We start from the raw sequence: 23168 nt of genomic DNA, 5'->3' as shown, positions 1-23168 counted from the left end.
CGCACCGGCGCTGCCCGTCTGACGTCAACCGCGCTGGACACCAGTGATATATCACAATAATATCCAGAGATCGCCCCGCGCTTCCCGAGCATCCGCGCCATGATCGCGCCCCTTCCGACCCCGATGCCGCAATCGCCATGAGCACCGTGACCGACGTCACCCGCGACCGCCCCGCCGCGTCGCCGGCCAGCCTCGCCGACCGCGCGTACGCGCTGATCCAGCGGGACATCATCACGATGCGCCTGAAGCCGGGCGCCGCGCTCAACGAAGCCGACCTCGTCGCACGCACCGGAATCGGCCGCACGCCGGTGCACCAGGCCGTGCATCGGCTCGTGCTCGAAGGGCTGCTGTCCGTGATACCGCGCAAGGGCTTGATGGTGCAGCCGCTCTCGCTCGACGACATCGTCGCGGTGATCGACGTACGGCGCATCAACGAAGCGCACTGCGCCGAACTCGCCGCGCGCCTTGCGACGCCCGACGATCTCGCGCGCCTGGCCGCGCTGCTCGACGACGGGCAGGCCTGCGTCGACACGCACGACGTCGAGGGCATGATGGAACTCGACCGCGCGTTTCATCAGACGATCGCCGCGGCCGCGCGCAATGCGGTGCTCGCCGACATCCTGCGCGCACTGCACGAGCGCTCGCTGCGCTTCTGGTTCGTCACGCTGTCCGAACCGCACCATCTCGCCGACGTCCAGCACGAGCATCGCGCGCTGTTCGACCGGCTGTCCGCCCGCGACGCCGCCGGCGCGCGCGCGGCCGTCGAAGGCCATATCGATTCGTTCCGCTCCACGCTTCTTCAACATCTTCGCCCCTGAGCCGCCATGACCACTTTCACGCCGTTCCCCCCGCTCGCCCAGCTCGCCGCCGACCTCGCCGCCGGCCGGACCACGAGCCGCGCGCTCGTCGACACCGCGCTCGACCGGATCGCCGATCCGTCGGGACAGGGCGCCGTCGTCTTCACCGAAGTCGATGCGGACAATGCCCGCGCGGCCGCCGACGCACACGACCGGCTGCGCGCCGCGGGCACCGTGCTGTCGCCGCTCGCGGGCATTCCGGTGTCGGTCAAGGACCTGTTCGACGTCGCGGGCCAGGTCACGCGCGCGGGGTCGCGCGTGCTCGACGGCGCGCCGGCCGCGCGCACCGATGCGGTCGCGGTCGCGCGGCTCAAGCGGGCGGGCGCGGTGCTGGTCGGCCGCACCAACATGAGCGAGTTCGCGTTCTCCGGGCTCGGGCTGAATCCGCACTTCGGCAACCCGCGCTCGCCGTACCACCGCGACGTGCCGGGCGACGCGCGGATTTCGGGCGGCTCGTCGTCGGGGGCGGCCGCGTCGGTCGCCGACGGGATGGCCGCCGTCGCGCTCGGCACCGACACCGGCGGCTCGATCCGCATTCCGGCCGCGCTGTGCGGGCTGACGGGCTTCAAGCCGACCGCGAGCCGAATTCCGACGCAAGGCGGCGTACCGCTGTCGACGACGCTCGACTCGTTCGGCCCGATCGGCCTGACGGTCGCGTGCTGCGCACTGGTCGACCGGATGCTGGCGGGGCTCGAGCCGCACGTGCCGGCCGCCCGGCCGCTCGAAGGCGTACGGCTCGGCGTGCTGACGAACTACGTGACGGACGGCGTCGATGCCGACGTCGCGGCCGCGCTCGACACCGCGCTCAAGCATCTCGAAGCCGCCGGCGCGATCGTCACCGAAGTGCGCTTCCCCGCGCTCGACCGGCTGCCGGAGATCAACCGTTTCGGCTTCTCGCCGATCGAGGCGTACGCGTGGCATCGTCCGCTGCTCGCCACGCATCGCGACCAGTACGACCCGCGCGTGCTGACGCGCATCCTGAAGGGCGAACCGGCGAGCGCGGCCGACTATCTCGATCTGCTCGCCGCACGCGCCGCGATGCTCGACGAAGCCGCGCACACGGTCTGGTCGCGCTTCGATGCGCTCGTCGCGCCGACGGTGCCGGTCGTGCCGCCGCGCATCGCCGAACTCGAAACGGACGACGACGCGTTCACGCGCACCAACGCGCTGATCCTGCGCAACCCGAGCGCGTTCAACTTCCTCGATGCGTGCGGGCTGTCGCTGCCGTGCCATCCGCGCGACGCGGCGCCGGTCGGCCTGATGCTCGCGGCGGCGCCGCATCGCGACGACGCGCTGCTCGCGATCGGCCAGTCGGTCGAGGCCGTGCTGAACACGATCCGCTGACCGCGCGAGCCGATGGCAAGCCGGATCGGCGGCGGGCCGCGCCCGCGTGCGGCAGGGTGCCGCACGCGCGCTGTCAGTTTCGTGCCAGACCGTTCGCGCTAAAATCGCGCGATTGTTTTCCGGACCGACCGACGAGGAACCCCGCCGACATGAACGACTACACGCTTGCACTACGCCGCGAACGCCGCCTGCTGATGCTGCTCGGATGGGTGTGCATCGCCCTGCTGGCCGGTGCGCTGTATCTGCAGTACGTGAAGAACGAAGACCCGTGCCCGCTGTGCATCATCCAGCGCTACTTCTTCTGCGCGATCGGGATCTTCGCGTTCCTGGCCGCCGGTATCCGCAACTGGCGCGGCGTCTGGGTGCTCGAACTGCTGATCGCGATCGCCGCGGCCGGCGGTGTCGGCACGGCCGCACGGCACCTGTCGATCCAGATGAATCCGGGCTTCAGCTGCGGCTTCGACACGCTGCAGCCGATCGTCGACAGCCTGCCGCCCGCGCAGTGGTTCCCCGGCATGTTCAAGGTCGCCGGGCTGTGCGAGACCGTCTACCCGCCGATTTTCGGCATCCTGCTGCCCGGCTGGGCGCTGATCGGCTTCGCCGTGATCCTGGTCGCGGTCGTCGCGAGCCTCTGGCGTCATCGCCGCAAGCTGGCGAGCTGATCGGCCAGCCGCGTTGCCGGCCGCAAAACCGGCGGCGCGGCTCGACCGCACGGGCCACGCGCCGCCGGCGAGCGAATCGTCACGCGGCTCCGGCCAACGCCTGCGCCGGCCCTGGCCGGTCGCCGCACGTAAACACCTACCCTGCCGCCGCCCGGATTTCCGGGCCCGCGCGCATCGCGCGATCGCCGTGCTCCCGCCCCGTCACGCGTACGTTTCGGCCCGATGTGCATGCATCGGTCCCCCGATCCCGCGCGGCCGGCCTATGATCGACATGATCGCCGCCTGATAGCCCGGATCACCGCCCGGCCATGTTCCCGCCGCGTGGCGGTGCTATCTTCGGGACTGGATGGCGATCTACGTGCGCGTGGCGAGGCGGTTTCACCGCTCCCTGCGTAACGCGCGCCCGATCCGCAATGTCGACTGGATTCATCATGACAACGCAAACCATCCGCATCCGTCACCCTCATGGCGTCCGCGCGTCCGGCGGCGCCGTTCGCGCACGCCGTCAGTCCGCGGCCGCCGCATGGCCTCGGCCGTGCAGCCGGCCGGCCCGGCTCCCGTCCGTCCTCGTTGCCGCCGCGCCCGCCAGCGCGCGCCGCGTGTCGTGCCGCGTCGTCCCGAACGGAGCGTGCTGATGGAAGCCTGGCTCGGCGATCTGCAGCAACTGCTCGCGCACGGCGAAGCGGCCGTGCTCGTGACGGTCGCGCACACCGACGGCTCCGCGCCGCGCGAAGCCGGCACCAAGATGCTCGTCACGCGCGACACGGCCCGCCATACGATCGGCGGCGGTCATCTGGAGTGGAAGGCGATCGAGATCGCGCGGCATCTGCTGAAGGACGGCGCGCACGTGCCGCACGCACGCCGGCTCGAGCGGCTCGCGCTCGGCCCGAGCCTCGGCCAGTGCTGCGGCGGCGCCGTGGTGCTCGCGTTCGAGCGGCTCGACGTCGGCGACCTCGGCTGGATCATGTCGCTCGCGAAGCGCGTGGCGGCCGGCGCCGCGACCGTGCGTAGCGTATCATTCGGCCCCTCGCCGGGCGCGCCGCTGTTGAGCGAGCCCGAATCGGAAGCCGCACGCGCCGACTGCCTGCTGTGGGAAACCGGCGGCGTATCGCTGATGACCGAAACGATCGCGCCGTATGCGTTCCCCGTCGTGCTGTTCGGCGCGGGGCACATCGGCACCGCGCTCGTGAAGGTGCTGGCGACGCTGCCGTGCCACGTGCGCTGGATCGACGGGCCCGATGCGGTGTTCCCGCCGGCCGACGCGCTCGCCGGCATCGGCAACCTCGCGATCGACGCGGCCGCCTCCCCGGCGGACGCGGTCGACGCGGCGCCGCCGCAGTCCTACTTCGTCGTGATGACGCATGACCACGCACTCGATTTCGTGCTGGCCGAGCGCATCCTGCGACGCGGCGACTATGCCTACTTCGGGATGACCGGCTCGCGCACGAAACGCGTGCAGTTCGATCATCGCCTCGCCGCGATCGGCATCGACCCGGCCCAGGTCGCGCGGATGCGCTGCCCGATCGGTGTCGAAGGCATCATCGACAAGGCGCCCGAAGTGATCGCGATCTCGGTGGCCGCGCAGTTGCTGCAGGCCGTCGAGGCGAATGCGTCCGCGCAGGCTTCCCCCACTTACTGACCGACCAAGAACGACGCCATGACCCCGACATTCAAGGACAAGATTGCCCGTGCGCCGAAAGCGGAGCTGCACATCCATATCGAAGGCTCGCTCGAGCCCGAGCTGATCTTCGCGCTCGCGCAGCGCAACGGCGTGAAGCTCGCGTACGACTCGATCGACGCGCTGCGCGCCGCGTACGCGTTCACCGACCTGCAATCGTTCCTCGACATCTACTACGCCGGCGCGAGCGTGCTGCTCACCGAGCAGGATTTCTACGACATGACGGCCGCGTACTGCGAGCGCGCGCTCGCCGACAACGTCGTCCACACCGAACTGTTCTTCGACCCGCAGACGCACACCGAGCGCGGCGTGCCGATCGAGACGGTCGTCGCGGGCATCGAGCGCGCACTCGCCGATGCCGAAGCGCGCGGGCTGTCGAGCAAGCTGATTCTGTGTTTCCTGCGCCACCTGTCCGAAGAAGACGCGCTCGCGACGTTCGAATCCGCGTTGCCGCTGTTCGAACGCTATCGTCATCGCCTGATCGGCGTGGGGCTCGATTCGTCCGAGCTCGGCCATCCGCCGACGAAGTTCGCACGCGTGTTCGAAAAGGCGCGCGCACTCGGGCTGAAGCTCGTCGCGCACGCGGGCGAGGAAGGCCCGCCCGCCTACATCTACGAAGCGCTCGACGTGCTGAAGGTCGACCGGATCGACCACGGCGTGCGCAGCATCGAGGATGCGGCGCTCGTCGAGCGTCTCGCGAAAACGCGCACGGCGCTCACCGTGTGCCCGCTGTCGAACCTGAAGCTGTGCGTGTTCGACGACATGGCGAAGCACACGCTGAAGGCGCTGCTCGATCGCGGCGTGGCGGTGACGATCAACTCCGACGATCCGGCCTATTTCGGCGGCTACGTCAATGAAAACTACTTCGCGACGGCCGAAGGGCTGCAACTCACGGATGCCGAAGTCCATGCGGTGATCCGCAACGGCTTCGAGGCGTCGTTCATCGAACCGGCGCAGCGCGACGCACTGTACGCGCGCCTCGACGCGTACTGGCAGGCCGCGTGACGGCCCGCATCGAGGCACGCTAGACAGATGAAACGCGGCAACCGCATCCGCTTCGCGATTCCCCGTTCGGCCTTGTGCCGGGCCGGGCGCCTGCGTGCATGCAGAGCGATGACGCAGCCCGTCGTCGCCCGCACGCACCGGCCGTCGCGGCTTGCCGTGCCGTTCGCCGTCGTACCGGACGCGGGCATACCGGCTGCGGGCGCAACGGTTGCAGGCGCAACGGCTACGAGGTATGCGGACAACCACTCGCTGACGGCTTCGGCCGCCACGCTCGCCCGCGCCATCGCCTCCGGCCGTGCCGCACATCACGTGCGGCCGCCGCTCGCGAAGCACCGTCCCGCCCCCGTGCGGCATCGATCGCTTTCTTCTGTTCGCCTTACCTTGATGCAGGACCCTTCGTCATGACGCAAACCGCTTTCCGTTCCCAGCTGCTGACCTTCAACGGCGACCCGGCGCAATCGAGCCAGGCCGCGAACTACGAGACCGACGGGCTCCTGATCGTCGACGACGGCAAGGTCGTCGCGGCCGGCCCGTATGCGCCGCTCGCCGCGACCCTTGCGCGCGACGCGGTGGTCCACGACCTGCGCGACAAGCTGATCGTGCCCGGCTTCATCGACACGCACATCCACTATCCGCAGACGGACATGATCGCGTCGCCGGCGCCCGGCCTGTTGCCGTGGCTCGACAAGTACACGTTCCCGACCGAGCGCCAGTTCGGCGACCCCGAGCATGCGCGCGAAGTCGCCGACTTCTTCATCGACGAACTGCTCGCGTGCGGCACGACGAGCGCACTCGTCTACTGCACGGTGCACAAGCAGTCGGCCGATGCGCTGTTCGCCGCGAGCGACGCGCGCGATCTGCGGATGATCGCGGGCAAGGTGCTGATGGATCGCAACTGCCCCGAATTCCTGCGCGACACCGCGCAGTCAGGCTATGACGACAGCGCCGAGCTGATCGACCGCTGGCACGGCAAGGGCCGCCAGATGTACGCGCTCACGCCGCGCTTCGCGCCGACGTCGACCGAGGCGCAGCTGGAAGCGTGCGGCGAACTCGCGCGCCGCCATCCGGACGTGTTCGTGCAGAGCCACGTCGCGGAAAACGTCGACGAGGTGAAATGGGTGGCCGAGCTGTTCCCCGGCCATCGCAGCTATCTCGACATCTACGACCGCTACGGGCTGCTGCGTCCGCGCGCGGTGTACGGTCACTGCATCCATCTCGACGACGAGGATCGCCGCCGGATGGCCGAGACACGCACCGTCGTCGCGCACTGCCCGACATCCAACTTCTTCCTCGGCAGCGGCCTGTTCGACTTCGACAAGGCCGGCGAACATGACGTGCCGGTCACGCTCGCGACCGACGTCGGCGGCGGCACGTCGTTCTCGATGCTGCAGACGATGAACGAGGCGCACAAGGTCGCGCGGCTGTCGGGCCATCACCTGACCGCCACGCGGATGTTCTGGCTCGCGACGGCCGGCGCCGCGCAGGCGCTCGATCTCGCCGACACGGTCGGCACGCTCAAGCCGCGCACCGAAGCCGACTTCGTCGTGCTCGATCCGCAGGCGACGCCGCTGCTCGCGCGCCGCACGAAGCGCGCGGAGTCGCTCGAGGAACTGCTGTTCGCGTTCGCGCTGCTCGGCGACGACCGCGCGGTGTACCGCACCTATGCAGCCGGCGAACTCGTGCACGAGCGCGGCGCCGCGCGCCGCCCGGCCGCCGCGTAACGTCCGCGGGCTGCCTGCGGGCCGTCCGGCATGCGCGGCCGCCTGGCCGTCGTGCATGCCGGTAATCGAAATCCTCCGGTGCGCGGCACGGCGGCCTGGCCGCTTTCCGGCGTGCAACGGGCCATGCTAGAATTCGCCCCTCATTGGGGAGTAGCCGCTCCGCTCGATGTCCCGCGCCCCGGCGCGCATCGTGACGGAGGCGTCCGTCAACAGACTTGGCCGTTCGGCCATGGCGGACGCAGCCACGTTGGCCTGGCGAGACCGATGGTTCACTGCGCGCCGCATCAGGGCCCGGCGCGCGGCGAATCGTCGCTCGCACGCACAACAACGGCCCGTGGAACCCCATTCGTGTCCCAAGCCTTCCTGATCTCCACCGGCGCCGTCGCCCTCGCTGAAATCGGCGACAAGACCCAACTGCTTTCCCTCGTTCTGGCCGCGCGCTATCGCAAGCCGGTGCCGATCATTCTGGGCGTGCTCGTCGCGACGCTCGTCAACCACGGTTTCGCCGGCGCGCTCGGCGAATGGCTGGGCGTGCTCGTGACGCCGTCGATCATGCGCTGGGCGCTCGCGTTCTCGTTCATCGCGATGGGGCTGTGGATTCTCGTACCGGACAAGCTCGACGAGGACGAAGCCAATGCGACCCGCTCGCGGCTCGGCGTGTTCGGCGCGACGCTGGTGGCGTTCTTCCTCGCGGAAATGGGCGACAAGACGCAGATCGCGACCGTCGCGCTGGCCGCACGCTTCCAGGATTACATCGGCGTGGTGGCCGGCACCACGTTCGGGATGATGCTCGCGAACGTGCCGGCGATCCTGCTCGGCGACCGTTTCGCGCACCGTCTGCCGACGAAGCTCGTACACGGGATCGCGGCCGTGCTGTTCGTCGTGCTCGGCGCGCTGGCGCTGTTGGGTGTCGGGGTCTGACAGACAGGAAGGTGGCTGGCGCGGCCGGACGGCCGCGCCGAGTTGGCCGTCGCGCTACTTCGCGACGGCCGCGCCCGAGGCGGGCGCCGCCGGCACCGCGCGCTCGTTGGCGGCCGGCGCCGCCGGCCCGCCGCGCTTGTCGACCGGCAGCCGGACCGTGCGGACCGCGCCGTTCGACAACGGGAAATCGGCGAGCGCGCTGCGCGCGAGGAACGGCATCGCGTACAGCAGCGTGCCGTTGTCGCCGGTCGTACGCGCCGACACGTTGTAGACCTCCTTGCCCGTCGCGCGCTCGGTGATGCGGATGCCCAGCGTGTAGTCGAACACCTGGTAGGTCTGCGCGACATAGCCGGCCGGCATCGGCCCCCAGGGGCCCCACGGACCCCAGGGACTCCATGGCCCGCCCCGCCAGTACGGCCCGGGGCCCATGAACCACGGGTCATAGTAGACCGGCTGCGGCACCGTCACGAGATCGCTGCCGACCGCATAGGTCAGCCCGACGAGATAGCGTGCCTGCGACTGCGGCACCTGTCGGAACGCATACGCGGACAACTCGTTCGCAACGATCGGCTCGTAGGTCGACTGTTCGATGCTGTTCTTCTGCGCGTCCGTGCGCGTGAACGCATAGGTGCGGGTCGCGTCACTGCCGCTCCAGTCGGAGAAGGCCGTGACCCGGGTGGTCACGTAGCTGGTGCAGCCGGTCAGCAGCGCGACGCACAGCGCCGCCGCCCAGCCCGCACCGCGAAAAATCCATTCGCGTTTCATGTTGATCCTCGTCGATCCGTCACCCGTTCGTCGCACCGCGCGAAGCACAACGGGATGCCGATAATACGCGGACTCCCGGAAGCGGTAAAAAGTTCGCCCGGCACGCAGCCGCAAGCCTTTGTACAATGGCCCGGTTCGCCTGGCCCGCGCGACGGGCCCGTCCCCCACTCCACCGATCTCGACGACCATGTCCGACAACGCCTCCTCCACCGTGATCCGCCGCGCCGACTACACGCCGCCGGCCTTCCTCATCGATTCCGTCGCACTCGAATTCGATCTCGCGCCGGCCCGCACGATCGTCAGGAATACGATGCGCGTGCGCCGCAATCCGGATGCCGCGCCCGCGCCGCATCTGGAGCTGATGGGCGAGGCGCTCGAATTCCTCGGCGCACGGCTGGACGGCGCGCCGCACGGCGCGGTGCGCGCGCACGAGCACGGGCTGACGGTCGAGAACGTGCCCGACGCTTTCGAGCTGACGCTCGAAAGCGCGTGCGCCCCCGACCAGAATACGACGCTGTCGGGCCTGTACGTGTCGAGCGGCAACTTCTTCACGCAGTGCGAAGCCGAAGGCTTTCGCCGCATCACCTACTTCCTCGACCGCCCCGACGTGATGGCGTCGTACACGGTCACGCTGCGCGCCGACAAGGCCGCGTACCCGGTGCTGCTGTCGAACGGCAACCTCGTCGATTCGGGCGGCCTGCCCGACGGCCGCCACTTCGCGAAATGGGAAGACCCGTTCCGCAAGCCGAGCTACCTGTTCGCGCTGGTCGCGGGCAAGCTCGTCGCGATCGAGGAAACGATCACGACCGGCTCCGGCAAGGAAAAGCTGCTGCAGGTGTGGGTCGAACCGGCCGATCTCGACAAGACGCGTCACGCGATGGATTCGCTGATCCACTCGATCCGCTGGGACGAAAAGCGCTTCGGCCTCGAGCTCGATCTCGACCGCTTCATGATCGTCGCGGTCGGCGACTTCAACATGGGCGCGATGGAGAACAAGGGGCTCAACATCTTCAACACGAAGTACGTGCTGGCGAACCCCGAGACCGCGACCGACACCGATTTCGCGAACATCGAGTCGGTGGTCGGCCACGAGTACTTCCACAACTGGACCGGCAACCGCGTGACCTGCCGCGACTGGTTCCAGTTGAGCCTGAAGGAAGGCCTGACGGTATTCCGCGACCAGGAATTCTCGGCCGACATGGCCGCGGGCGACGAGGTCGAATCGGCGGCCCGTGCGGTCAAGCGCATCGAGGACGTGCGCGTGCTGCGCCAGTTGCAGTTCGCCGAGGACGCCGGCCCGATGGCGCACCCGGTGCGCCCGGAGAGCTACGTCGAAATCAATAACTTCTACACGATGACCGTCTACGAGAAAGGCTCGGAAGTCGTGCGGATGTACCAGACGCTGTTCGGCCGCGACGGCTTCCGCAAGGGGATGGATCTCTACTTCAAGCGCCACGACGGCCATGCGGTGACCTGCGACGACTTCCGCCACGCGATGGCCGACGCGAACGGGCGCGACCTCGCACAGTTCGAGCGCTGGTACAGCCAGGCCGGCACGCCGCGCGTGTCGGTGCGTACCGCGTACGACGCGGCCGCGCGCCGCTATACGGTCACCCTCGCGCAAGGCTACGGCGACGCGTCGCCGGCCGCGCGCGAAACGCAGCAAGGGCCGCTGCTGATCCCGTTCGCGATCGGCCTGATCGGCCGCGACGGCCGCGACCTGCCGCTGCGTCTGGACGGCGAAGCCGCCGCATCGGGCACGACGCGCGTGCTCGAATTCACCGACACCGAGCAGACCTTCACGTTCGTCGACGTGCCGGAAGCGCCGCTGCCGTCGCTGCTGCGCAACTTCTCGTCGCCGGTGATCGTCGAGTACGACTACAGCGACGACGATCTCGCGTTCCTGCTCGCGCACGACAGCGATCCGTTCAACCGCTGGGAGGCCGGCCAGCGCCTCGCGACGCGTGCGCTGCTGACGCTCGCCGCGCGTGCCGCCGCCAGCGCGCCGCTCACGCTCGGCGAGAACTTCGTCGCCGCGTTCCGCCGCGTGCTGACCGATGAAAGCCTGTCGCCGGCATTCCGCGAACTCGCACTGACGCTGCCGTCGGAAACCTACCTCGCCGACCAGATGGCCGAAGCCGATCCGGCTGCCGTGCATCGCGCGCGCCAATTCGTGCGTCGCCAGCTCGCGACCGCGCTGCGCGCCGACTGGCTCGCCGCGTACGAGCAGCACCAGACGCCCGGCGCCTACGAGCCGACGCCGGAAGCCTCGGGCCGCCGCGCGCTGAAGAACCTCGCGCTCGCGTATCTCGCCGAACTCGAGGACCCGGCCGATGCCGTGCGCCTCGCCACCGCCCAGTACGACGCGGCGAACAACATGACCGATCGCGCGGCTGCGCTCGGCGCGCTGCTGTCCGCGGCCGCCGCGGGCGCAAACGAACCGGCCGAGAAGGCGCTCGACGACTTCTACCGTCGCTTCGAGAAGGAAGCGCTCGTGATCGACAAGTGGTTCGCGATGCAGGCGGCGCAACGCGGTACGCCCGCGCAGCCGACGCTCGCGAAGGTGCGCAAGCTGCTCGCGCACCCGGCGTTCAATCTGAAGAATCCGAATCGCGCGCGCTCGCTGATCTTCAGCTTCTGCGCGGCGAATCCGGCCCAATTCCATGCGGCCGACGGTTCGGGCTACGCGTTCTGGGCCGAACAGGTGCTCGCGCTCGACGCGATCAACCCGCAGGTCGCGGCACGCCTCGCGCGCTCACTCGAACTGTGGCGCCGCTTCACGCCGACGCTGCGCGACCGGATGCGCGACGCGCTCGAACAGGTCGCCGCCGGCGCGAAATCGCGTGACGTGCGCGAGATCGTCGAGAAGGCGCTCGCGTAAGTCGCGCGTTCGACCTGTCGCGTTCGCACGCTCGAGCCGGTGCCACTTCCCGCGGCGCCGGCTTTTTTATTGCACGACCACGGCTGTAACCGCACCCAATCGCGGGGTCGGACCGCTCGGACGGCCTGCGCGACCAAGCGCGCCCCGCCCGGCGTCGCCGCCCGATACCGCGCCGATTCGGCGGCCGGGCCATGTAACCGGACGAAAAAAGCCGGCGGCACCGAAGGCGCGACGGGTAAAATTGCGGCCATTCAAGGATTCTTTGGCCTTTCGGAGTCTGTCATGTCCATTGCCCGCCGCACCACGCTGTCGAAGTTCCTGATCGAACAGCAACGTGAGACCAACAACCTCCCCGCCGACCTGCGCCTGCTGATCGAAGTCGTCGCCCGCGCGTGCAAGGCGATCAGCTACAACGTGTCGAAGGGCGCGCTCGGCGACGCGCTCGGCACCGCCGGCAGCGAGAACGTCCAGGGCGAAGTGCAGAAGAAGCTCGACATCCTGTCGAACGAGATCCTGCTCGACGCGAACGAATGGGGCGGCAACCTCGCCGCGATGGCATCGGAAGAAATGGAAACGTTCTTCCCGATCCCGGCGAACTACCCGCGCGGCGAATACCTGCTCGTGTTCGATCCGCTCGACGGCTCGTCGAACATCGACGTGAACGTGTCGATCGGCACGATCTTCTCGGTGCTGCGCTGCCCGGACGGCAAGCAGGCGACCGAGGAGTCGTTCCTGCAGCCCGGCACCGAGCAGGTCGCGGCCGGCTACGCCGTGTACGGCCCGCAGACGGTGTTCGTGCTGACGACCGGCAACGGCGTGAACTGCTTCACGCTCGACCGCGAAGTCGGCTCGTGGGTGCTCACGCAGAGCAACATGCAGATCCCCGCCGACACGCGCGAATACGCGATCAACGCATCGAACGCACGCCACTGGTACGACCCGGTCAAGCGCTACGTCGACGAGCTGAACGCCGGCAAGGACGGCCCGCGCGGCGACAACTTCAACATGCGCTGGATCGCGTCGATGGTGGCCGACGTGCACCGGATCCTGAATCGCGGCGGCATCTTCATGTACCCGGCCGACAAGCGCACGCCCGATCGTCCGGGCAAGCTGCGCCTGATGTACGAAGCGAACCCGATGTCGTTCATCGTCGAACAGGCGGGCGGCGCGGCGACGACCGGCACGCAGCGCATCATGGAAGTGCAGCCCACCGGCCTGCACCAGCGCGTGCCCGTGTTCCTCGGTTCGAAGAACGAAGTCGAGCGCGTGACCGGCTATCACGACGAAGCAAAATAATTGCACTGCAGCACTGGACGAGGGTGCGAGACGTCAGTACAATCGCGCCTTCGCGATGTGGCCCTAACGGGTCGCGTCGCAGTGAAGTGAAAGCGGAAAGTCCGCCGGATCGAAGGTTTCGCGAAGCAGCCGCAGCAAGCTGAAAAAATTTCGCAAAACCTATTGCCAAGATCGCGGATTTCACCATATAATTTCATTTCTCTGCTGCCGGTGTAGCTCAGTTGGTAGAGCAGCGCATTCGTAATGCGAAGGTCGTAGGTTCGACTCCTATCTCCGGCACCAAGATATAAAGGCCTGACAAGCGATGCTTGTCAGGCCTTTTCTCTTTTCCGGCGCCGAAATCCTGCAGTCCCTCGGCGACGCACTGCCCCCATCACACAGATCCACGATCTTCGCGTCCGCGTTCGGCGACCGCATGCGCACGTTGTCCGTCGCGATCATCGTGGCGGCACATTGTCTGCGCAACCCCGCCGACACCTCCGCACGACATTCCCCCCCCATTCATGCCCGTCGATCGCATCGGCCGCCCCTCGCGGTACGCGGCGGCACGACCTCCCGCGGCCATGACGACGAAAGCCGGCTGCTCGACGTGAATGCAACGGCATCCTCTATCTCGTGCAGCCCGACGGCCCGTGCTCGCCCCCAGGCACCGCACACGCGGGCGACATGGCCGTCACATCGATCTCCTGCTCACCATGCATCGCGCACACACGAGCCGTACCGTACCCAGACAAATCCCCTGGAAAATCTGCTTAAGGGTGCATAACATTACTTAACGATCCTGACCCGTCTATCGCGTTACATTGCGTGGGCGGCGCGACGGCCGCATGCCGCTTTCAACCCGCTTGCGGCGTGCGACAGCCGGTGCCCGGTCATTTCGACTCAACCCAAGGAGAGGACCACCATGACTCATGGCTTGATTATGTGGCTCATCATCGGCGCGATCGCCGGTTGGCTTGCCGGCTTGCTCGTGAAGGGCGGCGGTTTCGGGCTGATCGTCGACATCATCGTCGGGATCGTCGGCGCGGTGATCGGCGGCTGGCTTGCCGGGCTGCTCGGCATCAGCATCGGCAGCGGCTTCATCGGCTCGGTGATCGTCGCGGTCATCGGCGCGGTGATCCTGCTGTTCGTGATCCGGCTATTCAGGCGAGCGGCCTGACGTTTCTCTCCACGCGCCTTCGGGCGCGTTTTCGCATCGGGCGCGGCGCGCGGCCGGTTCGCCGCGCGCCACCGGCTCCGTCAGCGCTTCGCGTGCCGCAACCCGCGGTCGAGCACGTCGGCCTTCGGCAATCCGCTGCGCGCTTCGTGCACGCCATCGCGCCCGATCCACACGGGGCGCGACATCGCCCCTCGCCATCCCGCAACGAGCGCCGCCCGCGGCCTCGATTTCACAGCGACCATTTCAGTTCTCCATAGAACGTGCGGCCCGGATACGGGTGGAACGTGTAGTAGCGGCGGTCCGTCACGTTGTCGATGCCGGCCGACGCGGTCCAGTGACGATCGAAGCGGTAGCGCGCCTTCAGATCGACGACCGTAAACGAACTCGTGCCGCCGTAGACGTCCGGATTCACGTCGCTGTTGTCGAGCGTGTTGAACTGGCGGCCCGAGTAGCGCACGCCGACGCTCGTGAGCCAGTGCTCGTCGAAGCGATACGACGCGAGCACGTTCGCGCGCATGCGAGGAATGCGCGGGAAACGCGAACCGACGTAGGCCGGGTTCGCGGCATCGGCGAGGATCTGCGCGTTGCTCGCCGATACGTTCGCGTCGAGATCGAGCCCGCGCACCCCGACGTTCTCGCCGCTGAACGCGAGTTCGACGCCGCGCACGCGCACGCGATCGACGTTCGAGATGTTGGTGACGGTGGTCGCGCCCGACACCGTCGTCTGGCTGTAGATCGAGTCGCGCAGATCGCTCTGGAACACGCTGGCGCGCACGACGCCGACGCCCACGTCGCGTTCGGCCGTGAAGTCCCAGTCGATCGCCTTCTCCGGCCGCAGGTTCGGGTTGTTGTTGACGATCGCGTTGTTCGAAATCGTGCCCTGGAACAATTCGCCGACCGTCGGGAACCGCGTGCCGGTCGCGAACGACAGCCGGAAGCGCCAGACCTCCGTCGCGTCCCACTGCAGCGCGACTTTCGGCGACAGCGCGTTCGCGCCGCGGTCCGCATAGCCGAGCGTGCCGCGCGCATTGCCGAGCGCGCCGCCATACGCGTCCCAGCGCTCGTAGCGCAGCCCGAGCGTCGCGAGCCAGCGCGGCGCGAAACGCCACGCGTCCTGCCCGAACAGCGCCTGCGTGCGCGTGTCGCCGCGATAGACGCTCGCGAGCGACGTGGTCGGGCCGGCCAGCCAGTCGGCCGTGTTGTACGTGACGTTGCGCAGGAAGTAGTTGTCGTAGTGATAGCCGAACGTGAACGTATGACCTTTCACTGCCGGCGCCTCGGCCTTCAGGTCGAGCGTGCGCCAGCCGGTGCCGTCGCCCTGGAACAGCGTGCCCGCCCCACCCTGCACGGTCGAGGCCGCGCGGAGCACGTCGCGCGACACGTCGTACGCGGACACGACGCCCGACAGCCGCCAACCGGAATCGAGCCGGCCGTTCAACCCGAGCGCGTACAGCCAGTTCTCCTGGTCGCCGCGCTGCGGCGCGAACGCATTCGGCGCGACCGTCATGTTCTGGCCGCCGATCGATACGTTGCCGCCGTAGACGGGATTGCCCGCCGCATCTCGCATGAAGGTCTCGCCGTGCTGCCGGTAATGGTTCTCCCAATGCCCCAGCGTCAGCGTCGCATCGACGTGATCGGTGAACGCATAGCCCATCCGGACCGTCTCGTTGAGCTGTTCGGTCCGCTCGATCGTCTGCGCGCCGACGATGGTCCGCGGCTTGCCGTTGGGGCCGATGTCGGTCGCGGCGCCCGTCACGGGCACGGCAGCGCCCAGTTTCGGGTTGTAGGCCGAATTGGGGCTCGCGTACTGCATCGGCTGGCCGTTGTTTTCCAGCCGGTCGAGCGACAGCGCGAACCAGAACCGGCCGACGCGGTTCGCGATCCGCGCGGTCTGGTGATTGCCGCCGAAGCTGTCGGCAAAGCCGTAGCCGTCGTGGTAGCGCTGCGTAAAGAACTGCGTCGACACCGACGCCTCGAGCTGTTCCGGGCGGCGCGTGGTGAGCAGCACGGTGGAGCCGATCGCGTTGCCCGGATAGAGCGCGGAAAAGGGGCCATAGAGCACGTCGACGCGCGCGATGTCGTCGGGCGGAATCAGCGACCAGCGCGGCGGGTATGCATAGCTCGACCCGAGCAGGTTCGACAGCAACACGCCGTCCGCATAGACGAGCCCGCGCGCGCTCTGCAGTTCGTTGAAGTCGCGACCCGCGAATATGCTGTTGCGGTCACCGATGTAGCGCTTGCGGACCATCAGGTTCGGCGCGTACTTCAGCGCGTCCTCGGTGGTGACGTTGGTATGCGCATCGATCTGCTCGCGCGTAATTGACGTGACGACGGCCGGCGTATCCGGGTCGACCGGTTGCCGCTGCGCGGTCACGCTGACGGCGCTCAGCGTATCGCCGGCCGGTGCGGACGCTGCCGCGACGCCGGCGGCAGCCGGCGCGGCGGTCGCAGTGGTCGGGGGACGATCGACGCCACCGCCGCGGGCGGTCCCGGCGCGGACATCGTCGGTGGCAGCCGCGTAAGCGGCCGGCCATGCGAAAGCGGCCGCGCAGGCGAGCGCGAGCCGGCCGCGCGAGGGCCGCGCGGCAAAGGTGAACGACATGAGTGAGTTCCTGAAAACGTGATCGGACGCCGCCGGACACAGGGGCGCAAGCCGCGCACGAACGGCGCGACGCGCGGACCGGGGCCGCGGGCGGCTCGCGCGCCACCGGGGCGCGCGGACGACATCAATCAGACCGGAACGTTTTCAGGCGGGGCGCGCGGCTGCGCGAGACGAATGCCCTTGCGGGGCACATCGGAAACGACCGGCGCGGCCACCCGATACGCGAACGTGCGCACGAAGCCCGGCAGCGCGGGCAGGCTCGTGCCGAGCGCGACGTTGGCCGCGAAGCCGGGGCAGTACACGCAATGCGGGACGCCGGCATGGTCGAGCGACGACGTGTCGTGGTCGTCGTCCGCTTGCGCGAGCACGACCTGACGGGCGCCCGCTGCACTGCACAACTCGAGCGTGAGGGCGCCGGAGCCGCTCGACGCGAGACGCGCGTAGCCGACGACGGGCGACAGTACGTTCAGTACCAGCGCCAGCCATACGAGGCCGATCCATCGCGTCGTTCGTCTCATCGCGGTCCAGGAAAAAGTGCGCGCAAGTATAACAAGCGGCCCGATTGTTGCCGATCGCGAAGCGGCAATACCGGGCATCGCACTTCACGTCGGAGCGCATGTGCCGTTAATACAACAGAGACAAAATCTAACGATTCGCCGCTGGCATAAATTCGAGCGCGAGGTTGATAATCATTGAACCTGCTGGAGAAACGATCATGGACGAAAGACCAACTCGCATGCCACCGCCGGAGCAAGTGATGAGCCCGGATCCGGAACCCGTCGGCGTGGAATTCCTCGCCGAGTTGCCCGAGCACGTTCGGGCATTCTTCGACGAGCAGCACAAGCTGTACGCGCCGAAGTGAACGTCAGTCCGGTTCTGTAACCGCCACGTGTCGATCCTCGCTATCGTGCGGTACATCCGTGCGCTTCGCGCACAATTCGCCTCGCACCCGGGCCGCAACAGCCTGACGGTGCCGGATCAGCACGCCTGCTGATTCTCCTGTCGCGACGCTACGCCGCGCGACTGTCTTCGTCTATTCTTCTGGTTTTCCACGTCCGGCCCGCCCGGCTCTCCCGATCGTTCCGATGAAGCAAGCCATTCGTGCCAGCCTCGCTGTCGCCGCGCTCGGCGTCGCCCTCCTTTCGTCGCCGCATACCGCCCGTGCAGACGGCGACGACACCGCCCTCACCAACGTCGTTGCGCTCGCGTCGCAGCGCCTCGCGCTCGCCGAACCCGTGGCGCGATGGAAATGGGCGAATCACAAGGCCATCGAGGACCGGCCGCGCGAAGCCGCCCTGCTCACCGAAGTCGAAAAACGTGCCATCCAGGCCGGCATCGATCCCGCGTTCGCCCGAACCTTCTTCGAGGATCAGATCACGGCAAGCAAGGACGTGCAGAACGCACTGTTCGCGACCTGGCGCACGACACGGCCGCCGGAAGGCGCGCCGCCCGATCTCGCCACCAGCACGCGGCCGGCACTCGACCGGCTGACGCAGAAGATGCTCTCCGGTCTCGCGCAGGTCGCCCCGCTTCGCGAGGCGCCCGATTGCCAGGCGCGGCTCGCGCGCAGCATCGCGAACTGGAAGACGCTCACGCGCTACGACTCCACGCAGACGCAGGCACTCGATACCGCGCTGTCGCACGTCTGCTCCGCCGGCGGGGCCAGCGCGATCGGCTGACGCGGGTGCAGTGACGAAGGCCTGTCGCGGCGCTCAATCCGCCGGCGTGAGCGCCACGAGCGGAATCACCTGCAGGCCGCGCGCGAGATGCGTCTGCAGCAGGCGATGGGTGAACGGTTCGAACGTGCCGTCCGTCGCGTCGGCCACGAGCCGCGCGGCCGCATCGAGCGACTCCGCCGAACCGAGATAGCACCAGCCGTCGATCACGTGAAACAGGCGGCGCTCGCCGCTCGCCTCGAACGCGACGGCGCCTTCGAACGGCCAGGGCGCCCCGCCCGCGCGGACGGCGTCGGCTGCGGGGCGCCGGTTGTACGACGGGCGCAACCGCGCGATCCATTGCGCTTCGGCGAGCATCGCCCCCAGCTCGTTGCCGGTCTCGCGCCATTCGACGCGCCGCACCTGCTGCGCGAGCCGCATTTCCTTCGACGAGCGGCGCTCGCCGGTCAGCAGCGCACGCAGCCGCTGCCGCACGCGCACACTGCGACCGACATACAGCGCTTCGTCACGCTCCCCGAACAGCGCATACGCACCGCACCCTGCCGGCGCGGTATCCAGCCAGGCCTCGGTGAGATCGCCGCCCAGACGGAAATGGCGCGTCGTCCGCGCAATCTGCTCGCGCAGCCGCTCGAGCGGCACGATGTCGTGCAACTGGCGCCAGAACTGCCAGAGCAGGTCGGCATCGGCCAGCGCGCGATGGCGCGCGGCCGGAACGAGCCCATGCCGTTCGATCAGCGCATCCAGCCCATGCCGCGATTCGCGCGGAAACAGCGCGCGCGACAGCCGCACCGTACAGAGCACATCGGGATTGAAGGCCAGCCCGGCGCGCTCGAATTCGGCGCGCAGGAAGCCGCGGTCGAAGCTCGCGTTGTGCGCGACGAACAGCTTGCCGTCGAGCCGCTCGAACAGTGCCGGCGCGAGCGACGCGAACGTCGGCGCGTCACGCACCATCGCGTCCGAAATGCCCGTCAGTTGCTGGATGAACGGCGGAATCGCCTGCCCCGGATTGACGAGGCTCGTCCACGTCGATACGCCGAGCGGTCCGATTTCGACCACGCCGATTTCGGTGATGCGGTGATCGGCGAGCGAGCCGCCGGTGGTTTCAAGGTCGACGAAGACGAGCGGCTGTTCGCTGGCGGGATCGGACGGACGGGAATCGGACATGAAAAGACTGGGAAACGATGCTTCCGTGAGTATGCACCGGCATGCGTACTCGCGACCAGCCCGGACGGGGTCGTTCCGTCCCCGGAAAGCAAAAAGCCCCCGCGATGCGGGGGCCGGACGTGATCGGCAATGCGTGGCGCGTCAGACCGCCTGGATATTCGCTGCCTGCTTGCCTTTCGGCCCGACTTTGACGTCGAACGAGACACGCTGGTTTTCCTTCAGCGTCTTGAAGCCGTCCATCCGGATTTCGGAAAAGTGCGCAAACAAATCTTCACCGCCATTGTCCGACGTAATAAAACCAAAGCCTTTAGCATCGTTAAACCATTTCACGATACCGGTATCCATGTCTTCGTTCCCCACTCGATAAGATCAAAAAAGCTATTTTTATAGCCGTTACCCGAAATCCCGAAACATTGCGCCGGCACCCGCACCAGCACGCACGCCCGAGGACGGAGTGCTGACTTTATAAATTGGACAATCCGGGTGCGTCAAGAAAATTTTTGGCGGCTCTTTTATCGAAAATACGCTAATACCACTGGAATCGGTACACCATCGCGTTTGATTAATTGATTCGCATCAAAAACCTGTCAATATTACCGGGACCGGATCGTTAATAATGCGGGCCGTGAAATTCCTACCGGGGACAAATCGACCCGGTAAAATCCTCGGGTTTTTTCCGGGTTGCGGAAATCCGGGGACGTTGCGATCCTGAATCAACGCCGAAAGGAAGGAGAGGGTCATGTGGCTGGACGGAATCAAGCGCTTCGCGAGCCGGCTCGGACGCGTACGTCGCAAGTCCCGCGCCCTGGCCGAGTCCGCGCGCGAAGCGCCGTGCGACACCGAATTCGATATGACGTGGCACGGCGATCACTGGCAGAACCTGCTCGCATCGCCCCTGGATGCCCGTCACTACGTGATGGAAGACTGGACCTACACGCCGCCGCCGGTCGAAGCAGAAGATGCCGCGCCCGCGGGCAAGCGCAAGCGCCGCTCGTACACGCGGTAAGCGCACCGGGCAGCGGGGCAAAAAAAAAGCGCGACTGGGAAGTCGCGCCGACAAAGGTTTGGAGATCTTTTCCGTCAACGAAAAAGTCTGCTTCGGAAAGCAGAGATCGCAGTATAGCGAGAGAACCACCTTTCATTATCCATGCTCCACACAAACCTCTATTGCCGATGTGTCAATAATCGCGCTATAGCCGCTCCTGTCCGCCGCTGACCGTCTGTCGCACACGCGCAACGCCCGTTACGTACTCCTGATCGCTATTTCCCTTCGCCGCACTGCCGCAAACCCTTACCCGGCAATGGTTTCCGCGTTTTTTTTAATTTTTGCGGATTCCAAAATACACTATTTCTTAAAGTGTGAGCCGCGCCTGCTTCGCACCCTCCGTACACTGCGGATGGCTTTCTGATAAGCGCACCGCCGCTCTGCCGGGCCGGCTACAGCGTCAAGCAAAACACGGCCAGTCCGCCGCAGGTTCGATCGACATCATCCTGTTTGGAGACAGATCCATGAAAAAAACCCTGATCGTCACCGCGTTGTCGGGTGTATTCGTTACCGCAGCCCATGCTCAAAGCAGCGTTACGCTGTACGGCCTGATCGATGCAGGCATCACCTACACGAACAATCAGGGCGGGCATAGCTCATGGTCGGAGCGCAGCGGCCAGATCAACGGCAGCCGCTGGGGCCTGCGCGGCACGGAAGATCTCGGCGGCGGACTGAAAGCCATCTTCGTGTTGGAGAACGGCTTCAACATCGCCAACGGCACGCTGGGCCAAAATGGCCGCGAGTTCGGCCGCCAGGCGTTCGTCGGCCTGTCGCAAGACCAGTTTGGCTCCCTCACCCTCGGTCGCCAATACGATAGCGTCGTCGATTACATCGGGCCGCTGTCGCTGACCGGCACGCAATTCGGCGGCACTCAATTTGCCCACCCGTTCGACAACGACAACCTGAACAATTCGTTCCGGATCAATAACTCGGTCAAATATACGAGCGTCAATTTCGGCGGCCTGAAGTTCGGCGCGTTGTACGGCTTCTCGAACAGCAACCAGTTCTCGAACAACCGTGCATACAGCGCGGGGGTGTCGTACACCTACGCCGGCTTCAACATCGGCGCCGGCTACCTGCAGTTGAACAATGACACCTCGGGGCTCACGGCAGCTGCGGTCACCAACAGCGCCGGCGCGGTGGCAGGCGACAACACGTTCGTCGGCAAGCGTCAGCGCGTGTTCGGCGGCGGCCTGAACTACACGTTCGGCCCCGCCACGGCCGGCTTCGTATTCACGCAAACGCGTGTGAACCGGGCGCTCGGCATCTCCGCGGGCGCCTCGGGCGTGTCGAGCGGCCTGGGTCTCGACGGCACGTTCGCCCGCTTCAACAACTACGAAGTGAACGCGCGCTACGCGCTCACGCCGGCCTTGTCGCTGGCCGGGTCGTACACGTACACCGCCGGCTTCCTGGACGGCCGTCATCCGGGCTGGAATCAGTTCAACCTGCAGACCGACTATGCGCTGTCCAAGCGGACCGACGTGTATGTGCAAGGCGTGTATCAGCGAGTCAGCACGGACGGCCTGGGCATCGGCGCCTATGTCAATGGCCTCGGTGGCGCTTCGTCGACCAACAAGCAGATCGCGGTGACCGCCGGCCTGCGCCATCGCTTCTGAGCAACCGGCAACGCCAACGCCAACGCAACGTACACGCGAATAAAAAAGCGCCCCATCGGGGCGCTTTTTCTTGGCTGCGTCGGACCGATATGCTCAGGCGTCGCCCCGCGCCGGATACCGGACGTCGAGTATGTCGATCGGCTGCGGGCCGGCCGGCGTCATCAGCGTGACGGTATCGCCGATCTTCGCCTTGATCAGCGCACGCGCGACGGGCGAAATCCAGCTGACGCAGCCGCGATCGAGGTCGACCTCGTCGATCCCGACGATCGTCACCGTGTGATCCTCGCCGTCTGGCGTCTCGTAATCGACCGTCGCGCCGAAGAACACCTGGTCGACATTCTCCTGCCGGCTCGCGTCGACGACTTCGGCGAGGTCGAGTCGCTTCGTCAGGAAGCGGATGCGGCGATCGATCTCCCGAAGCCGCCGCTTGCCGTAGATGTAGTCGCCGTTCTCCGACCGATCGCCATTCGATGCGGCCCACGACACGAGCCGCACGACCTCGGGGCGCTCGACGTCGATCAGGTTCAGCAGCTCGTCCCGCAGCCGCTTGTGGCCGGCCGGCGTGATGTAGTTTTTCGCACCCGCCGGAATCGCGGGTTGAGCCTGGTCGAGATCGTCGTCGTCACCGTCCGACTCTTTGACAAACGCCTTGTTCATGATGCAGATTCAACGTGGATGACTGATCCCCCAAGGGTACACGAAGGGCGGCCGGCCAAGGCCATGGCACCAAATTCGCGAATAAGGCTTCCCTTTTTATACGACTCTGCTATACTTCC

General features: G+C 67.1%; 21 protein-coding genes, 1 tRNA gene and 1 riboswitch. Of the genes, 16 read left to right on the top strand and 6 right to left on the bottom strand.

Translation table 11 applies throughout. From position 1 onward, the window contains the following. The first annotated feature begins 137 nt into the window (after positions 1-137). The 8 genes from AP428_RS02395 to AP428_RS02365 all read left to right on the top strand — a co-directional run bounded on the left by AP428_RS02395 (position 138) and on the right by AP428_RS02365 (position 8188). Positions 138-818, top strand: a complete 681-nt coding sequence (locus AP428_RS02395; protein ID WP_054927503.1) for a GntR family transcriptional regulator — start codon at positions 138-140, stop codon at positions 816-818. Between the two features lie 6 nt (positions 819-824). Then, positions 825-2201: an amidase gene (locus tag AP428_RS02390; RefSeq protein ID WP_027809005.1), complete on the top strand. Its 1377-nt coding sequence runs from the start codon at positions 825-827 to the stop codon at positions 2199-2201. A 149-nt stretch (positions 2202-2350) separates the two neighbouring features. Next, positions 2351-2863: a disulfide bond formation protein B gene (locus AP428_RS02385; RefSeq protein WP_011544863.1), complete on the top strand. Its 513-nt coding sequence runs from the start codon at positions 2351-2353 to the stop codon at positions 2861-2863. Positions 2864-3497: 634 nt separating this feature from the next. Beyond that, entirely contained in the window at positions 3498-4502 is a 1005-nt protein-coding gene (gene xdhC, locus AP428_RS02380) for a xanthine dehydrogenase accessory protein XdhC (protein WP_012328110.1), read from the top strand. 18 nt (positions 4503-4520) lie between these two features. Continuing rightward, positions 4521-5546 (top strand): adenosine deaminase, encoded by a 1026-nt coding sequence (locus tag AP428_RS02375; RefSeq protein ID WP_006476603.1) that lies wholly within the window; start codon positions 4521-4523, stop codon positions 5544-5546. 27 nt (positions 5547-5573) lie between these two features. Further along, a complete protein-coding gene (locus tag AP428_RS34555) occupies positions 5574-5951 on the top strand; it encodes a hypothetical protein (RefSeq protein ID WP_082409280.1) in 378 nt (125 codons plus the stop codon). After that, positions 5948-7267 (top strand): guanine deaminase, encoded by a 1320-nt coding sequence (gene guaD, locus AP428_RS02370; protein ID WP_054927502.1) that lies wholly within the window; start codon positions 5948-5950, stop codon positions 7265-7267. The genes AP428_RS34555 and guaD overlap by 4 nt, the downstream gene beginning before the upstream one ends. A gap of 133 nt (positions 7268-7400) precedes the next feature. Then, positions 7401-7537, top strand: a riboswitch (yybP-ykoY riboswitch). Between the two features lie 78 nt (positions 7538-7615). After that, the gene (locus tag AP428_RS02365; RefSeq protein ID WP_012328109.1) at positions 7616-8188 is read left to right on the top strand and encodes a TMEM165/GDT1 family protein; all 573 of its coding nucleotides are present in this window, start codon (positions 7616-7618) and stop codon (positions 8186-8188) included. A 54-nt stretch (positions 8189-8242) separates the two neighbouring features. Here the strand turns inward: AP428_RS02365 and AP428_RS02360 are convergent, their stop codons facing one another. Further along, a complete protein-coding gene (locus AP428_RS02360) occupies positions 8243-8953 on the bottom strand; it encodes a DUF4136 domain-containing protein (protein WP_054927501.1) in 711 nt (236 codons plus the stop codon). Positions 8954-9140: 187 nt separating this feature from the next. Between AP428_RS02360 and pepN the strand changes: the two genes are divergently transcribed. From pepN to AP428_RS02340, 4 genes are all read left to right on the top strand, one after another. Next, the gene (gene pepN, locus AP428_RS02355; RefSeq protein WP_054927500.1) at positions 9141-11834 is read left to right on the top strand and encodes an aminopeptidase N; all 2694 of its coding nucleotides are present in this window, start codon (positions 9141-9143) and stop codon (positions 11832-11834) included. Between the two features lie 282 nt (positions 11835-12116). Next, positions 12117-13130 carry a class 1 fructose-bisphosphatase gene (locus AP428_RS02350; RefSeq protein WP_012328107.1) on the top strand — a complete coding sequence of 338 codons (1014 nt, stop codon included), beginning with the start codon at positions 12117-12119 and terminating at the stop codon, positions 13128-13130. A 206-nt stretch (positions 13131-13336) separates the two neighbouring features. Next, a tRNA-Thr gene (locus tag AP428_RS02345) sits at positions 13337-13412 on the top strand. 622 nt (positions 13413-14034) lie between these two features. Then, a complete protein-coding gene (locus AP428_RS02340; RefSeq protein ID WP_006476609.1) occupies positions 14035-14289 on the top strand; it encodes a GlsB/YeaQ/YmgE family stress response membrane protein in 255 nt (84 codons plus the stop codon). A 229-nt stretch (positions 14290-14518) separates the two neighbouring features. Here AP428_RS02340 and AP428_RS02335 read toward each other — a convergent pair whose 3' ends face one another. Both AP428_RS02335 and AP428_RS02330 read right to left on the bottom strand, forming a co-directional pair. Beyond that, on the bottom strand, positions 14519-16891 hold the full coding sequence (locus AP428_RS02335; protein WP_054927499.1) for a TonB-dependent receptor: 2373 nt from the start codon (positions 16889-16891) through the stop codon (positions 14519-14521). A 128-nt stretch (positions 16892-17019) separates the two neighbouring features. Continuing rightward, positions 17020-17409 carry a DUF2946 domain-containing protein gene (locus AP428_RS02330; RefSeq protein ID WP_041489169.1) on the bottom strand — a complete coding sequence of 130 codons (390 nt, stop codon included), beginning with the start codon at positions 17407-17409 and terminating at the stop codon, positions 17020-17022. A gap of 239 nt (positions 17410-17648) precedes the next feature. Here AP428_RS02330 and AP428_RS37085 point away from each other — a divergent pair, with 239 nt between their 5' ends. Together AP428_RS37085 and AP428_RS02325 are read left to right on the top strand one after the other, a co-directional pair. After that, the gene (locus AP428_RS37085) at positions 17649-17753 is read left to right on the top strand and encodes a chorismate mutase (protein WP_162499609.1); all 105 of its coding nucleotides are present in this window, start codon (positions 17649-17651) and stop codon (positions 17751-17753) included. A gap of 223 nt (positions 17754-17976) precedes the next feature. Next, positions 17977-18570 carry a chorismate mutase gene (locus AP428_RS02325; protein WP_054927498.1) on the top strand — a complete coding sequence of 198 codons (594 nt, stop codon included), beginning with the start codon at positions 17977-17979 and terminating at the stop codon, positions 18568-18570. Positions 18571-18603: 33 nt separating this feature from the next. Here the strand turns inward: AP428_RS02325 and AP428_RS02320 are convergent, their stop codons facing one another. Both AP428_RS02320 and AP428_RS02315 read right to left on the bottom strand, forming a co-directional pair. Beyond that, complete coding sequence (locus tag AP428_RS02320) at positions 18604-19731, bottom strand: exonuclease domain-containing protein (protein WP_006476614.1); 1128 nt, start codon at positions 19729-19731, stop codon at positions 18604-18606. Between the two features lie 141 nt (positions 19732-19872). Continuing rightward, the gene (locus AP428_RS02315) at positions 19873-20076 is read right to left on the bottom strand and encodes a cold-shock protein (RefSeq protein ID WP_006476615.1); all 204 of its coding nucleotides are present in this window, start codon (positions 20074-20076) and stop codon (positions 19873-19875) included. 394 nt (positions 20077-20470) lie between these two features. Here AP428_RS02315 and AP428_RS02310 point away from each other — a divergent pair, with 394 nt between their 5' ends. After that, positions 20471-20737, top strand: coding sequence for a hypothetical protein (locus tag AP428_RS02310; RefSeq protein ID WP_011544851.1), 267 nt, complete (start codon positions 20471-20473; stop codon positions 20735-20737). 503 nt (positions 20738-21240) lie between these two features. Next, positions 21241-22392: a porin gene (locus AP428_RS02305; RefSeq protein ID WP_011694206.1), complete on the top strand. Its 1152-nt coding sequence runs from the start codon at positions 21241-21243 to the stop codon at positions 22390-22392. Positions 22393-22485: 93 nt separating this feature from the next. Here the strand turns inward: AP428_RS02305 and greB are convergent, their stop codons facing one another. Beyond that, positions 22486-23049: a transcription elongation factor GreB gene (greB, locus tag AP428_RS02300; protein ID WP_006476618.1), complete on the bottom strand. Its 564-nt coding sequence runs from the start codon at positions 23047-23049 to the stop codon at positions 22486-22488. Between the last annotated feature and the right edge of the window lie 119 nt (positions 23050-23168).

This window comes from Burkholderia sp. E168m22 (assembly GCF_001319805.1).
In the GTDB taxonomy this organism is placed as follows: domain Bacteria; phylum Pseudomonadota; class Gammaproteobacteria; order Burkholderiales; family Burkholderiaceae; genus Burkholderia; species Burkholderia orbicola.
Note: the sequence above shows the minus strand (reverse complement) of the source record. Positions and strands in the feature narration are given on the sequence as shown.

Bases quoted from the DNA above. Each gene is read 5' to 3' on its own strand.
- AP428_RS02395 (WP_054927503.1), top strand. From the start codon at position 138: ATGAGCACCGTGACCGACGTCACCCGCGACCGCCCCGCCGCGTCGCCG.
- AP428_RS02390 (WP_027809005.1), top strand. From the start codon at position 825: ATGACCACTTTCACGCCGTTCCCCCCGCTCGCCCAGCTCGCCGCCGAC.
- AP428_RS02385 (WP_011544863.1), top strand. From the start codon at position 2,351: ATGAACGACTACACGCTTGCACTACGCCGCGAACGCCGCCTGCTGATG.
- xdhC (WP_012328110.1), top strand. From the start codon at position 3,498: ATGGAAGCCTGGCTCGGCGATCTGCAGCAACTGCTCGCGCACGGCGAA.
- AP428_RS02375 (WP_006476603.1), top strand. From the start codon at position 4,521: ATGACCCCGACATTCAAGGACAAGATTGCCCGTGCGCCGAAAGCGGAG.
- AP428_RS34555 (WP_082409280.1), top strand. From the start codon at position 5,574: ATGAAACGCGGCAACCGCATCCGCTTCGCGATTCCCCGTTCGGCCTTG.
- guaD (WP_054927502.1), top strand. From the start codon at position 5,948: ATGACGCAAACCGCTTTCCGTTCCCAGCTGCTGACCTTCAACGGCGAC.
- AP428_RS02360 (WP_054927501.1), bottom strand. From the start codon at position 8,953: ATGAAACGCGAATGGATTTTTCGCGGTGCGGGCTGGGCGGCGGCGCTG.
- pepN (WP_054927500.1), top strand. From the start codon at position 9,141: ATGTCCGACAACGCCTCCTCCACCGTGATCCGCCGCGCCGACTACACG.
- AP428_RS02350 (WP_012328107.1), top strand. From the start codon at position 12,117: ATGTCCATTGCCCGCCGCACCACGCTGTCGAAGTTCCTGATCGAACAG.
- AP428_RS02340 (WP_006476609.1), top strand. From the start codon at position 14,035: ATGACTCATGGCTTGATTATGTGGCTCATCATCGGCGCGATCGCCGGT.
- AP428_RS02335 (WP_054927499.1), bottom strand. From the start codon at position 16,891: ATGTCGTTCACCTTTGCCGCGCGGCCCTCGCGCGGCCGGCTCGCGCTC.
- AP428_RS02330 (WP_041489169.1), bottom strand. From the start codon at position 17,409: ATGAGACGAACGACGCGATGGATCGGCCTCGTATGGCTGGCGCTGGTA.
- AP428_RS37085 (WP_162499609.1), top strand. From the start codon at position 17,649: ATGAGCCCGGATCCGGAACCCGTCGGCGTGGAATTCCTCGCCGAGTTG.
- AP428_RS02325 (WP_054927498.1), top strand. From the start codon at position 17,977: ATGAAGCAAGCCATTCGTGCCAGCCTCGCTGTCGCCGCGCTCGGCGTC.
- AP428_RS02320 (WP_006476614.1), bottom strand. From the start codon at position 19,731: ATGTCCGATTCCCGTCCGTCCGATCCCGCCAGCGAACAGCCGCTCGTC.
- AP428_RS02315 (WP_006476615.1), bottom strand. From the start codon at position 20,076: ATGGATACCGGTATCGTGAAATGGTTTAACGATGCTAAAGGCTTTGGT.
- AP428_RS02310 (WP_011544851.1), top strand. From the start codon at position 20,471: ATGTGGCTGGACGGAATCAAGCGCTTCGCGAGCCGGCTCGGACGCGTA.
- AP428_RS02305 (WP_011694206.1), top strand. From the start codon at position 21,241: ATGAAAAAAACCCTGATCGTCACCGCGTTGTCGGGTGTATTCGTTACC.
- greB (WP_006476618.1), bottom strand. From the start codon at position 23,049: ATGAACAAGGCGTTTGTCAAAGAGTCGGACGGTGACGACGACGATCTC.